The organism is Pseudarthrobacter sp. CC12 (assembly GCF_039907755.1).
In the GTDB taxonomy this organism is placed as follows: domain Bacteria; phylum Actinomycetota; class Actinomycetes; order Actinomycetales; family Micrococcaceae; genus Arthrobacter; species Arthrobacter niigatensis.
Map to the genome: position 1 here is coordinate 24355 of NZ_JARDJH010000034.1, position 13485 is coordinate 37839.

At 67.2% G+C, this 13485-nt stretch carries 11 protein-coding genes; 6 read left to right on the top strand and 5 right to left on the bottom strand.

All coding sequences use genetic code 11. From position 1 onward, the window contains the following. Positions 1 to 84: 84 nt before the first annotated feature. The gene (catA, locus tag PV772_RS18670; RefSeq protein WP_347887127.1) at positions 85 to 966 is read right to left on the bottom strand and encodes a catechol 1,2-dioxygenase; all 882 of its coding nucleotides are present in this window, start codon (positions 964 to 966) and stop codon (positions 85 to 87) included. 328 nt (positions 967 to 1294) lie between these two features. Between catA and benA the strand changes: the two genes are divergently transcribed. The 5 genes from benA to PV772_RS18695 all read left to right on the top strand — a co-directional run bounded on the left by benA (position 1295) and on the right by PV772_RS18695 (position 8663). After that, on the top strand, positions 1295 to 2680 hold the full coding sequence (benA, locus tag PV772_RS18675; protein WP_347887128.1) for a benzoate 1,2-dioxygenase large subunit: 1386 nt from the start codon (positions 1295 to 1297) through the stop codon (positions 2678 to 2680). Between the two features lie 33 nt (positions 2681 to 2713). Further along, the gene (gene benB / locus PV772_RS18680) at positions 2714 to 3250 is read left to right on the top strand and encodes a benzoate 1,2-dioxygenase small subunit (RefSeq protein ID WP_141159038.1); all 537 of its coding nucleotides are present in this window, start codon (positions 2714 to 2716) and stop codon (positions 3248 to 3250) included. 123 nt (positions 3251 to 3373) lie between these two features. Beyond that, positions 3374 to 4945: a benzoate 1,2-dioxygenase electron transfer component BenC gene (gene benC, locus PV772_RS18685; protein WP_347887129.1), complete on the top strand. Its 1572-nt coding sequence runs from the start codon at positions 3374 to 3376 to the stop codon at positions 4943 to 4945. Further along, complete coding sequence (locus tag PV772_RS18690; RefSeq protein WP_347887130.1) at positions 4945 to 5772, top strand: 1,6-dihydroxycyclohexa-2,4-diene-1-carboxylate dehydrogenase; 828 nt, start codon at positions 4945 to 4947, stop codon at positions 5770 to 5772. The genes benC and PV772_RS18690 overlap by 1 nt, the downstream gene beginning before the upstream one ends. A gap of 59 nt (positions 5773 to 5831) precedes the next feature. Then, the gene (locus PV772_RS18695; RefSeq protein ID WP_347887131.1) at positions 5832 to 8663 is read left to right on the top strand and encodes an AAA family ATPase; all 2832 of its coding nucleotides are present in this window, start codon (positions 5832 to 5834) and stop codon (positions 8661 to 8663) included. Positions 8664 to 8668: 5 nt separating this feature from the next. Here PV772_RS18695 and catC read toward each other — a convergent pair whose 3' ends face one another. From catC to PV772_RS18715, 4 genes are all read right to left on the bottom strand, one after another. Next, the gene (catC, locus tag PV772_RS18700) at positions 8669 to 8947 is read right to left on the bottom strand and encodes a muconolactone Delta-isomerase (protein ID WP_347887132.1); all 279 of its coding nucleotides are present in this window, start codon (positions 8945 to 8947) and stop codon (positions 8669 to 8671) included. A gap of 28 nt (positions 8948 to 8975) precedes the next feature. Next, complete coding sequence (locus PV772_RS18705) at positions 8976 to 10076, bottom strand: enolase C-terminal domain-like protein (RefSeq protein ID WP_141159043.1); 1101 nt, start codon at positions 10074 to 10076, stop codon at positions 8976 to 8978. Continuing rightward, positions 10073 to 10993, bottom strand: a complete 921-nt coding sequence (locus PV772_RS18710) for a LysR substrate-binding domain-containing protein (RefSeq protein ID WP_347887133.1) — start codon at positions 10991 to 10993, stop codon at positions 10073 to 10075. Before PV772_RS18710 ends, PV772_RS18705 begins: the two co-directional genes overlap by 4 nt. 75 nt (positions 10994 to 11068) lie before the next feature. Then, positions 11069 to 12442 (bottom strand): aromatic acid/H+ symport family MFS transporter, encoded by a 1374-nt coding sequence (locus PV772_RS18715; protein WP_347887134.1) that lies wholly within the window; start codon positions 12440 to 12442, stop codon positions 11069 to 11071. Between the two features lie 328 nt (positions 12443 to 12770). On the opposite strand from PV772_RS18715, the gene PV772_RS18720 reads away from it, so the two are divergent. After that, the gene (locus PV772_RS18720; protein WP_347887135.1) at positions 12771 to 13469 is read left to right on the top strand and encodes a maleylpyruvate isomerase family mycothiol-dependent enzyme; all 699 of its coding nucleotides are present in this window, start codon (positions 12771 to 12773) and stop codon (positions 13467 to 13469) included. The last annotated feature ends 16 nt before the right edge of the window (positions 13470 to 13485 follow it).

Genomic DNA, 13485 nt, shown 5'->3' on the forward strand with positions numbered 1-13485 from the left:
CCTGGCTGGGGCGGAAAAACCGGAGGCGCTCCGAAGCATCAGCTCCGGAGCGCCTCCGCGTGGGGGTATCTCCCAGTTTGCGTGCTACTTCTTCTGGCCCTGCTTGGCCAGGACGTAGCCATAAACTACTTCCTCGCCCTTTCCGTCGGTACGGGGGCGGGGGTCCAGCATCAGTTCGGGCTTCACGGCCGAGGCGATGTCGTCAGCATTGTGGGGATCGCCGGGGAAGTAGAGCTGCTGGGTGACCGGCTCGTAGCCTGGTGCGGACACCTTGATGTGGATGTGCGCGGGACGCCAGGCGTGCCAGCCCGCGGCGCTGATCAGCTGCCCGCAGGCCCCGTCCGTGGGGATCTGGTAGGGCGCCGGACGCATGGTGTTGATTTCGAACCGGCCGTCGTCGGCGGCCTTGACGGTGGCGCGGAAGAGCCACTCGGGCATGCCCGGGGCGTACTGGGAGTAGAAACCGGCGGCGTCCGCATGCCAGATTTCCACCTGGGCACCCTGGATCGGGTTGCCCTCGGTGTCGGTGAACTGGCCGGTGAACCGCAGCGGGGTGCCCTCCTCGTCGTCGCGCATTTCCACGGTGGCGGGCGTCTGGAGTTCCGGGGAACCGGGAACGTAGTAGGGACCCTCGATGGTGCCCACGGTGCCGGGGCGGTCCTGGGAGTTAACGTCCTCAACGGTGTGTTCCAGCCAGACGTCGAGGAACAGCGGCCATTCACCGTCCGTGCCCACCTTGATCAGCCAGGCTTTGAGGGCGTTGTATTCCTCGTAGGTGACCTGGTGTTCGACGACGATGTCGTTGGCGGCCTTGATCAGCGCGCCGGCCAGCAGGCTTACCCGTTCCTTGGATACATCCACCTGGGCGAGCTTGCCTGATGCGGCGAAGCGTTCGGTTGCCTTGGAGCCTGCTTCGACGGCGGTGCCTTCGTTTTCCGTGCGGCTGTCCGTTGGGGTTTGGGTCATGACGGTGTCCACCTTCTTCATTGAATGGGACAGGAAGGGCTCCTGCTCCCCACGCGGCCTGCGGGGCGGGACGTTCCACCTGCCCTGCTCGGCACCGCGTGATCTCGGTCTCAATCGTAGGCCGCAGATAAGGACGCTACAAATATCAACTAGGCTCCTTTTGAGTCATTATCAGTACATAAAGACACCCTTGGTGGAACCTAGGTATTTGCCTGATGTGAGGCCAATCACGAGCGGCAAGAATTGCTGGACAACGTCCGCCGCCGAAGCCTCTTCCCGAGTGGACCTCCGCCTGTCCGTCCAGCAATCTCCAATGAAGGAGCACGCCATGACCGAGAACCTGATCCATGCCCGCGAGGTCCTTGCCGACGCCGTGATCGACGACCGCGAGAACGGCGTCATCCGGGCCAAGCGCGAGATCTTCACCGACCAGGAGATCTTCGAACTCGAGATGAAGCACATCTTCGAAGGCAACTGGGTGTACCTCGCCCACGAGTCGCAGATCCCCAACGTGGGCGACTACTTCACCACCTATATCGGCCGCACCCCCGTGATGATCACCCGGGACAAGGATGGGAAGCTGAACTGCCTGGTCAACGCCTGTTCGCACCGCGGTGCCATGCTGTGCCGCCGCAAGACGGACAACCGCACCACCTTCACCTGCCCGTTCCACGGCTGGACCTTCAAGAACTCCGGGGAACTGCTGAAGGTCAAGGACTCACGGAACGCCGGCTACCCCGAGACCTTCAACAAGGAAGGCTCGCACGACCTCACCAAGGTGGCCCGTTTCGAGTCCTACCGCGGCTTCCTGTTCGGCTCGCTGAAGGCTGACGTCCTCCCGCTCGAGGAACACCTTGGCGATGCCACCAAGGTCATCGACTCCATCGTCGACCAGTCGCCCGAAGGCCTGGAAGTCCTGCGCGGCTCGTCCACCTACACCTACGACGGCAACTGGAAGGTCCAGGCCGAGAACGGCGCCGACGGCTACCACGTCACGGCCGTGCACTGGAACTACGCAGCCACCACCGCCCGCCGCAGCGCCGGAGACTCCGCCAACAAGACCAAGGCCATGGACGCCGGCAAGTGGGGCAAGGTCAAGGGCGGCTTCTACTCCTACGACCACGGCCACCTGCTGCTGTGGCAGGAATGGACCAACCCCGAGGACCGTCCGCTCTGGGACCGCCGCGACGAGCTTGTGGCCAAGTACGGCGAGGAAATGGCCAACTTCATGATCAACATCTCGCGCAACCTCTGCCTGTACCCGAACGTCTACATCATGGACCAGTTCTCCTCGCAGATCCGCCACTTCCGGCCGATCTCCGCGGACCAGACCGAGGTGACCATCTACTGCATCGCCCCCAAGGGTGAGTCCCAGGAGAACCGCTCCAAGCGCATCCGCCAATACGAGGACTTCTTCAACGCCACGGGCATGGCCACGCCGGACGACCTCGAGGAATTCCGCTCCTGCAACAAGACCTACTGGGCCACCAGCGCCCCGTGGAACGACATGACGCGCGGCTCCACCCACGAGATCACCGGTCCGGACGAGCAGGCGCAGGCCCTGGGCATGACCCGGGTGATCGCCTCCGGCGTGCGCACCGAAGACGAAGGGCTCTACCCCATCCAGCACGGGTACTGGAAGGAAGTCATGGACCGGGCCCTGGCGGAGGAAGAGGAGCGTTCCGCCCTGGAATCCGTTCCCGTCACCGCCTGAGAGCCCGCCGGAACCACAGAGAGCGCAGAACCCATGACCAACCTGACCCACACCGCCCCGGTCCTGAAGACCGCGGAGGAGACCGCAACCCTTGAAACGGTCCGGGCGTTCCTGTACCGGGAAGCCCGCCTGCTGGATGACCGCCAGTTCGATGAATGGCTCGAGTGCTACCACCCGGACTCCGAATTCTGGATGCCGGCCTGGGACGTGGATGACCAGCTGACGCAGGACCCCCAGAACGAGATCTCCCTGATCTACTACGACAACCGGGGCGGCATCGAGGACCGGGTCTTCCGGATCAAGACCGACAGGTCCTCCGCCACCTCCCTCCCCGAGCCGCGAACGGGCCACAACATCACCGACGTCGAAGTGTTGTCTAACGACGGCAGCAAGGTGGAGGTGCGCTTCAACTGGTTCACCCTGTACTTCCGCTACAACACGACGGACACGTACTTCGGCACCAGCTTCTACACGATCGACCTTTCCGGCCCCCAGCCGGTGATCCTGAAGAAGAAGGTCGTCCTGAAGAACGACTACATCCACCACGTGGTGGACGTCTACATGATCTGACCTCCCGCGCCGGCGCCCGGACTACCCGGGCGCCGCACGGCCTGTCCCATTCCGTGCCCGCCGGGCACGCCAGAACTTTTTTCCCCGGACGCGACGACGCGCCCGCCCAGTCAGGAGGACCCCATGGGCCACAAAGTAGCCCTCAGCTTCGAAGATGGCGTTACCAAAGTCATCAAGGTCGGCGACTATGAGACCGTCATGGACGCGGCCTACAAGGCGCGGATCAACATTCCGTCGGACTGCCGCGACGGCGCGTGCGGCACCTGCAAGGCGTTCTGCGACTCCGGCTCCTTCGACCCGGGCGACTTCATCGATGACGCCATGACCGAAGAGGAGCTCGAAAAGGGCTACCTGCTGACGTGCCAGGCCGTCCCGGAGTCGGACCTGGCCATCCAGATCCCGGCCACGTCCGAGTCGGCCAAGACGGCGGCCGCCACCTTCAGCTCCACTATCAAGGAACTCAACCGGCACACCGACACCACGGTCTCTTTCACCCTCGAGGTGGAGAACCGGGACGCACTGGCGTTCCTGCCGGGCCAGTACGTAAACCTCAAGGTTCCCGGAACCGACGCCGAGCGCTCCTACTCCTTCAGCAGCGGCCCCGAGGTGGACGATGCGTCCTTCATGGTCCGCGTGACCCCGCAGGGTGCCATGTCCGAGTACCTGCGGGACCGCGCCGCGGTAGGCGATGCCATCGAATTCGCCGGCCCCTACGGATCCTTCTTCCTCCGCGAGCCCAAACGGCCCCTGCTGCTCCTGGCCGGCGGCACCGGCCTGGCCCCGCTGCTGTCCATCCTCGAGAAGCTTTCCGAGAACCCGCCGTCCACCCCGGTGCACCTCATCTACGGGCTCACCCGCGAGGCGGACATCGTGGGCCTGGACTGGCTCCGCGCCTACGAGGCGAAACTGCCCGGCTTCACCTGGGACTACATCGCCTCCGAGCCCGGCACCTCCGCCCCGCATACCGGCTACGTCACCCAGATCATCGAACCGAAGCACCTCAACGAGGGCGACGTGGACATCTACCTCTGCGGGCCGCCGCCCATGGTCAATGCCGTCTCCAAGTGGCTGGACGCCGAAGGCATCAAGCCTGCCAACTTCTACTTCGAACGATTCGCACCGAAGGAAACCACCGGCGGCGACGCCGAGACGGGTGCCCCGGCGTCGGCCGGGAAAATCCAGGCCGACGGGGACACCATGACCCGCGGCGAGGCCGTGTCCTCGCTGGAGACCGGCCGGCTGGATTTCCGCAAGGAAGACAGCTTCGCCCAACTGGACGCCCGCATGGGCCTGGAGCTTGCGGTCAGCGAACTGCTGCTGGGGCGGCTCAGCGGGGAGCAGCTGCGCCAGTTCCGCCGCCTGGCCGAAGCCACCGCCGGTTCGGTGCGGGACGGGAACATCACCGACCCCGACGAGTTTGCGCGCACCAACGAGGAATTCCACGAGTACCTCTTCATGATCTGTGACAACCCGATGCTCCTGGAGTCCTACCGCCGCCTGGACGTCCACGCCCAGATGGCCGCCGCCTTCGAAGCCGGCACGCCGATCTTCGGGCGCGTCACGCAGGACCACCTCGACGTCGTCGACGCCTTTGAACGCGGGGACAAAGCCAGGCTGCGCGAAGTCATCATGGCCCACGCCCAGGATGCCAAGGGGACCATGGTCGGTGCCATCGACGCCAAGGCCGCACACTGATGGCTGCGCCGTACGCAGGGCAATACGTGACCCCGGGCAGGTTCGGCGGCAAGGTCGCCGTCGTCACCGGTGCTGCCCAGGGGATCGGCCAGAAGGTGGCCGAGCGCATCGGCGCCGAGGGCGGCGCCGTGGTCCTGGTGGACCGCGCGGACCTGGTCCACGACGTTGCCCGCGGCATCAACGACGCAGCCAAGGCGTCGGGGTCGGGCGGGTCGGCCACGTCCGTCACCGCGGACCTGGAGACCTTCGCCGGCGCCACCCAGGCCATCAAGGCCGCGCTCGCGGCCCACGGGCGCGTGGACGTCCTGGTCAACAACGTGGGCGGGACCATCTGGGCCCGACCGTACCAGGAGTACGACGAGGACAAGATCGAAAAGGAAATCCGCCGCTCGCTCTTCCCCACGCTCTGGACCTGCCGGGCAGTCCTGCCGGCCATGATGGAGCAGGAGTCCGGCACGATCGTGAACGTCTCCTCGGTAGCCACCAGGGGAATGCACCGGGTGCCCTATGCCGCGGCGAAGGGTGGCGTGAACGCCCTGACCCAGTCGCTGGCCATGGAGGTGGCCGGGCACGGCATCCGCGTGGTGGCCACCGCCCCCGGCGGCACGGAAGCGCCGCCGCGCAAGGTCAAGCGCGGGCCGGAGGCCGAATCCGCCACCGAGAAGGACTGGTACCAAACCATCGTGGACCAGACGGTGGACTCCTCGTTCATGAAGCGGTACGGCACCCTGGACGAGCAGGCGGCGCCCATCGTGTTCCTTGCCTCGGACGAGGCGTCCTACCTGACCGGCAGCATCCTCCCGGTGGCCGGCGGCGACCTGGGGTAGGGCAGGTGCTGGACGCGCGGCACCAGGGGCGCCCGGGCCGCTCCGGTAGGATTGCGGCCATGACAGCGGGCTCCACCCAGGGCGAGATCGCGGAAGACTTCCCGCTGGCGGGCCGGGCGGCGGCGTTCGAACAGCTGCTGGAAATCCTCCGCACCGTCCGCAAGGGCAAGGTGGGAACCGTCGTCCTGTCCGGGCCGTCCGGGTCCGGCAAAACCGCACTCCTGGAACTCTTCCTGGACCACTGCAGGACGGCCGCCCGTGGCGTCCGCGTCTTGTCCGCCATGGGCGACGACTGGGAGGCGCAGTTCGCCCTGGCAGGCTACTCCCAGCTCATGCGGACCCTGCCGCTCCGGACGGCAAAGGATTACGACGGCGGCCCGGCCCTGGCGCCGGGGCCCGTCGCCTCCCTGACCCCTGACCAGGTGGTCAACTACGCCTCCACCCTCAGCACCCATCTCGAAGGCCTGCAGACGCACGGGAGCGTGGTGGTCGCCGTCGACGACGTCCACAAGCTCGATGAGGAAAGCCTGCGCATCCTCACCTTCGTCATGCGCAGGCTGCACGACAAACGGGTCCTGTTCCTGCTGACCCTCAACCCTGTAGACGCGCCCCGCGTCCCCGCCGGCGTGCTCGACTTCCTCACCGGCCACCAGGTAGTGCGCATTCCGCTGGAACCCCTCTCGCCGCAGCAGGTCCAGGACGTGGCACGGAGCCTGTTCGGCCTGGACCTCAGCGCGACGGCGGCCCATGGCCTGGTGACGCACACCGGCGGGATAGCCCAGTCCATCGTGGAGCTGCTCCGTGAGCTGCCGCCTGAGACGTGGCAGTCGTGGTTCCCTTCCCTGCCGCCTACTTCCCGGGTGCGCGCCAGGGTCCGCAGCGTCCTGGCGGCCGCGTCCCCCGCGCTGGTGGCCGCCGCCGAGGCCGCTGCGGTGCTCGGTCCCGGCGCCGGCCTGGCTGAGGTGGCCAAGGTAGGCGGCCTGGAATCCGTCATGCCGGCACTCGATGAGGGGCACCGGGCCGGGCTGCTGGGACTGTCCGTGGACCAGTCCCGCTCCGCCGTCGCCTTCCTGGAGCCCGGCACCGCGGAAGCCGTCTACGAACAGATCGTCCCCAGCCGGCGCGTTGCCCTGCACCGGAAGGCCGCCGAGGCTGTCCAGTCCGAGGGCGAACAGCTGGGCCACCGCGTTGCCGCCACCCCGGCCGCAGACGAAACCCTGGCCGCGGAACTGGAAGGGTTCGCGCGGCGGCAGGCCACGGTCGGCGCATGGCAGGATGCCTCCACCGCACTGTTCTCCGCCTCGCGGCTGTCCCCCGATGTCCGCGCCCGGAACCTCCGGCTCCTGAAAGCCGTCGACGCCCTGGTGGGTTCCGGCAATGTTGCCCAGGCACAGGCCTGGGCGGGGGCGGTGGATGCCCTGCCGCCGTCGCCCCTGCGGTCCTCGGTGCTGGGGTACCTGTCCACTGTGTCCGGCCAGAATGACAGCGCCCAAAGCCAACTGGAGATGGCCTGGCGGACCAGCAATCCGCAGCATGAACCCGCCGCGGCAGCGCAGGTGGCCCAGCGTTTCGTCCTCCATGGGGTGGCCTCGTGGGACGGTCCGATGATCACCGGCTGGGCCGAACGCGCGATGGCCCTGACCGAACCCGGAACTCCGGCCCACATCGAGTCGGAGGCCATCTACGGCCTGGGCCTCTATGCCCAGGGCCGGATAGCGGACGCAGAGGCCTCCTACCAGCGGGCCTCGGCCCAGGCGGCCGAGAATGCCCAGAAGCAGCGCGTGCAGATGGGCGCCGGCTGGCTGGCCCTGCGCCTGGACAACGCAGAATCCGCGCTGGTGAATTTTGAGTCGGCCGCCCCCACGGAGTACCGCGGAGGATCGCTGCGGATCTCCCTGTGGGCCGAGGCCTGGCTGGCCCGCACCCACCTTGTGCTGGGCAACTGGGACGCGGCCGCCGCCACCATCTCCCGGGCCAGCGTCCGGCTGGAGAGCTCGCGGATGCCGCTGATCCGGCCGCTGCTGTACTGGACGGCTGCCGAGCTGTGGTCCATGCGCGGCGACTGGGACCGGGCACGCTACTACGTTTCGCAGGCCGCGGTTCAGCCGGGAACCTACCGGGCCATGCAGGTCCCGGCCAGCCTGGCGCGCGCCCGCTTCCACGAAGCGAGGGCGGACTATGAAAGTGCCCTGGCCGCCCTGCAGCCGCTGACTGAGCTGGACCCGTGGACCGATCAGCGCGTGTCCTTCTGGCCGTGGCAGGACACCTACGTCAATGCTCTGGTGATGACGGACAAGCTCGATGCCGCGGACACGTTCCTCACCGCGTTTGAGGGAGTGCACCGTGAGCGGGAAGTCCCGTCCGACCTGGCCCGCGTGGCGTGGGCCAGGGGCCGGCTGCTGGCCGCGCAGGGGGATCCGGACACGGCAAGGGAGTATTTCGAGGCGGCGCTGGGGCACCTTCGCGGGCTCAACCGCCCCTATCTGCGGGCGCGGATCAGTTTCGCGTTCGGGCAAAGCATGCGCCGGGCCGGAAAGCGGCGCCTGGCCTCATCGGTGCTGCGGGCGGCGCGGGACCTGTACGACACCCTTGGCGCGGCCACGTACGTGGAACGGTGCGACCGCGAGCTGAAGGCAACTGGCCTGGACGTGGGGAACCTGCCGGACCCGGCGGACCCGGTGCTCTCCTCTGTGGGCGGCCACCATCAACAGCTCACGGCCCAGGAACAGGCCGTGGCCGAGCTGGTGGCTGCGGGCGCCACCAACAAGGAAGCGGCCCGGGCCCTGTTCCTGGCCGAAAAGACGGTGCAGTACCACCTCACGCGGCTGTACCGGAAGATGGGAATCCGGTCCCGCAGCGAACTCGCGGCGGCGTTCCGGGCCAAGGACTGACCCGGCTACTTCACATCCGAAGGGTGCTTGGCCAGCGGGACCACGGTGATGTCCATGTACGGGAACAGCGGAAGGTTCTGCAGGATGCCGTGCAGTTCGTCGTTCGATTCGACGTCGAAGATGGAGTAGTTGGCGTATTCGCCCACCACGCGCCAGATTTCGGGCCATTTGCCGGAGCGCTGCAGCTCCTGGGAGTAGGCCTTCTCCTTGGCCTTGATTCCGGCGGCTTCTTCGGCGGGCATGCCGGCGGGCAGGTTGACGTCCATGTGGACCAGGTACTTCATGGTGACCTCTCGGTGGAAGGGGCGGGTGTCAGTCGGTGCGGTAGTGGGCGAGCTTGTCGTCGTCCACGTCCGTGCCCGCGCCGGGGCCCTCGGGAACGTGGATCCGGCCGTCCGTGATGGCCAGTGGGCGGGCCAGCAGGTCATCGGTCATATCGAGGTAGTTGGACAGCTCGGCCGCACGCTTGGCGGTGTGGGCGAAGGCTGCGCCGAACACCACGGAAGCCACCGTGCCCACCTGGGTGTCGATCTGGTTTCCGATGTAGACATCGATGCCCATGCCCTCGGCCATGCCAACGATCTTGGCGGCTTCGGTGAAGCCGGACCGGGCGGTCTTGACGGACAGGAGGTTGGCCCCGCCGGTGAGGATTTCGCGGGCCGCCTCGCCCAGGTTGGCGGCGGATTCGTCGGCGGCGATGGGGATGGGGGAGTTGGTGACCAGCCGGCGGCGGCCCAGGACTTCGCGGGCGTCATCAGGTTCCTCAAGGAATTGCAGGCCGAGGTCGGCAGTACGGCGCAGCACCTCGGCGGCCTCGTTGGCTGTCCAGCCGCGGTTGGCGTCCATGTACAGCTCGGCGTCCTCGCCCAGGCCTTCCCGCAGCACTTTGGCGGCCTCGATGTCCAGGTTCAGCGGACGGCGGCCGGTCTTCAGCTTGAAGGTGTTGATGCCGTAGGTTTCCCGGAACTCCAGGGCCAAGGCCAGGAGTTCCCGGGCGGGTTTGAATCCGAGCATGTGGGAGACGCGCAGCGAGTCGGTGTAGCCGCCCAGCAGCTTGGTCACGGGCTGCCCCAGGGTCTTGCCGATGACGTCCCACACGGCAATGTCCACCGCGCCCTTGGCCGTCTGGTTGTGGATGGTCCGCGCCATCACTGCCTGGATCTTTTCCCGGTCAAAGACGTCGATGCCCACCAGCTGCGGGGCGAAGACATCCTGCACCACCGCGACGATGGACTTCTGCGTCTCACCGTAGGTGTACGGGCGGGGCGGGGTGTCTGCGGTTCCCACCACGCCGTCGTCGGTGTGGACACGGACCAGGACGTGGTCGGCCTCGTGCACGGAGCCGGAGGCGAAATGGAGCGGGTGGCGGTACGGGATCGAGTAGGGGATCGCCTCGATGGCTGCGATCTTCATGATGGGAGGAGCCTTTCATCAGCGGGAGCGGGGGTGGCGGCATCAGCGGTTGCCGTGGCCACGATGTCCAGGAAGTTTTGCAGCAGGGCGGACCGGTGGCCGCGCAGCCAGGCGACGGCGAGTTCCACCGGGGGAGCATTGTCGATCTCCCGGTATGCGACGCCTTCGAGCTGGAAGGCGCGCACGCTGGACGGCATGACGGCGATGCCGCCGCCCGCGGCCACGAACGCCAGCATGGTGGAGGTCTCACCAACCACTTGCGTGATCCGCGGCTGGAAACCTGCCTGCCTGCAGAGGTCCGAGGTAATGCGGTTCAGCACGGACTCCGGTGCATAGGCGATGAAGTCCTGGTCCTGCAGTTCGTGCATGGCCACGGGCCGGTCCACCGCCAGCGCGCTGAAGGAGGGAAGCGCGACGACGAGTGGCTCCTGGGTGACCACGCGGTAGTCGATTTCCTCGGAGGCAACGGGTGGACGCAGCAGTGCCGCGTCCAGGGTCCCGTTCCGCAGCCCCGCTTCCATGGACGGCGTCAGCATCTCTCCGTTCAGTGCCAGCGACAGGCCGGGAAGGACCTGTTTGGTGAGCCGCGCGATCCGCGGCATGACGCCGTAGGTTGCCGAGCCGGAGAACCCCACCCGGAGGACGCCGGTGGCGCCCTTGCCCACCTGGTAGACATCCGCGCGGAGCGTCTCGACGTCGTTGACGATCTGGCGGCCGCGGTCCAGGAGCAGCTGGCCCGCCGCCGTCAGGTCCACCCGGCGGGTGGTGCGGTTGAGGAGCTGGACGCCCAGCTGGTCTTCCAGTTGGCGGATCTGCTGGGACAGGGGCGGCTGCGCCATGTGGAGCCGCTTTGCCGCCCTGCCGAAGTGCCGCTCCTCCGCCACCGCGATGAAGTAGTTAAGCTGGCGGATTTCCATCCGGTGCCACCTTTCCAGCGGGTCGGGGAGGGCGCGGCGCAGCCTCATTGATTCATAGAATAACCATAAAAGGCCCTACTTAGATACTTTTTCGACGTAATCTTTCCGCTCTTCGGCCCGGGGCAGGGCTTCTTCCAGCTTGCGCTGGCGGGGTACCAGGATGGTGACGGCGCCGCCAAGCAGGGCCACCGCGCCGTAGATGTAGAAGGCTGTTGCCCCGCCGATCCCCGCCGCTGCCAGCCAGCCGCCGATGATCGGACCCAGGACCCCGCCCAGCCGGCCCACGCTGGCGCACCAGGCGACCCCGGCTGCACGGGCATTGGTGGTGAAGTAGTTGGACTGGAAACCGTAGACCAGCACCTGGGTGCCCAGGGTTCCCACCCCGGCGGTGGCGATGAAGGTGAAGAGCAGCGGCAACGGGAAGCTGAAGGTCATCAGTCCCAGGGAAATGGTGGCGAGGGCAAACGTGGCAGCGATAACCCGCTGCGGGCCGTTCCGGTCGGCCATCCGGGAGGCGACCAGACCGCCCACCACGGCACCGAGGTTCAGTGCCAGCGGGAAGAAGAGGGCGTAGGTGCGTCCGTAGCCGTAGCCCTCCATGATCTTGGGCAGCCAGGTGTTGAGCCCGTAGGTGAGGAGGAGCCCGCAGAAGGACATCAGGCCCAGCAGGATGGATGCCACGGCGAACTGGCGGGAAAAGACGGCGGCGAACCCGGACTTCTGCGGGGCGGCGCCGGCTTCCCGGATTACTTGCTCTTCGGCGAGCGGGACCCCGGTGCGCCAGGCAGCGGCCAGCGCTTCCTCTTCCCGGCCCCGGGCCAGCAGCCACCGCGGGGATTCCGGAAGTTTCCGCCAGGCAATGGGCAGGATGACCAGGAGGGGCAGGGAGCCTATGACGAAGAGGCCGCGCCAGCCGATGCTGTCCAGGAACGCGATGCCCAGGACGGACGCCAGCACGCCGCCCGCGGGGACCCCGGAGTACACGATCGCGTTGTAGAACTGCCGCCGTCCCGCAGGTGCGAACTCGGCCATCGTGGCGCCGGCGCTGGCGATGACGACGCCCAGGCCCAGGCCCGTGGCAAACCGGAGGGCGCCGAAGGCGGTGACATCCGTGGCCAGGGCGGTGGCGAACATGCCCAGGGAGAACCAGGCGATGCCCGCGAGCATCAGCCGGCGGCGGCCGAAGAAGTCACCGATGGCACCGCATGCCAGCGACCCCACCAGCACGCCAATGAGGGCCCAGGACCCCAGGAGCCCGGCCGTGGCCGCATCGAAATGACCGATTTGGCCCGCGTCCGCGAGCAGTCCCGGAAGGACGGTGCCGTAGACCACCAGGTCGTACCCATCGAAAAGGAGCGCGGCGCAGATGACGAAAGCCACCCAGTTGGCTGTCCGGGTCTCCTTTCCCGGGTTTCCGGAGATTGTTGATTGGGGGTGCGGCAGCGTCATGGCGCAGGTCCTTTCAGGGGGCGAGTGTGGAGGCGATGCGGCATCCGGATGGATCCGCGCCGGGGCCTCGGCAACCCAGCCTGACAGGCAATGTGACGCGCGGCATATGAGGGGAATCCCCGGTTTCGCACAAGGGGTGCATTGGGCAGTTTCCGGATATCAAAGGGCCTGTATTTGCGATGGATCCGGCGGAACAGGACCAATGCGCCCGGCGGCAGCGGCCTTCCGGCGGTGGCTGGCGGGCCGGTCTTAGTCCATACGCGGCCGGTATGAACCAGGAGGCCCGCAACCATGGCCGGGGGTATGGCGCCCCGGTTAGGCTGGCGGAATGATCAATCCAGCACGGCTGCACTCAGACCTGTCCCGCCTGGGCCGGGAGACGGACATGTTCCTTGCCACGGTCTCCTCCTTGTCCGATGAAGAACTGGCTGCCCCTTCACTGTGTGAAGGGTGGACCCGTGCCCAGGTCATCGCGCACGTCGCATCCAGCGGACGTGCCCTGGGTGGGCTGATCGACTGGGCCACGTCCGGGAAGGAACGCCAGCTGTACGCGTCCCCTGAAGCGCGCTCGCAGGCCATTGCCGCCCTTGCGGCCCTGCCGCGGGAGGAACTCCTGGCTGAAGTGCGGGACTCGGCCGCCGCTTTCGCCGGTGAAGCGCAGCGGTTGACCGGGGATCTTGTGGCACCGGAAGTAAAAGTGGGTGGCCGGGAGTTGCCGGCAACCTCCATAGTGGCGCTGCGGATTGCCGAGGTGGTGGTGCACCACCATGACCTGGACACCGCGTGGACCATCGAGGAGGCCGACCCCGATTCGCTGTTGAACGCCATTGAGGCCGTGGTACGTGCCATGCGGGCCAAGGGCGCGCCCGGGATGACGCTGGTTACCGAGGAACGCGACGAGTGGGTGATCGGTGACGGCGGCCTGCGGGTTGAGTCGGACCGGGAGGGCCTCCTGAAATGGCTGGCACGCGGCGACGCCGAAGATGTTGAGGCGGCAGGCCCGGTGCCCGTGCTGCCGGCCTGGTAAAGCCAAAGAAGAATCC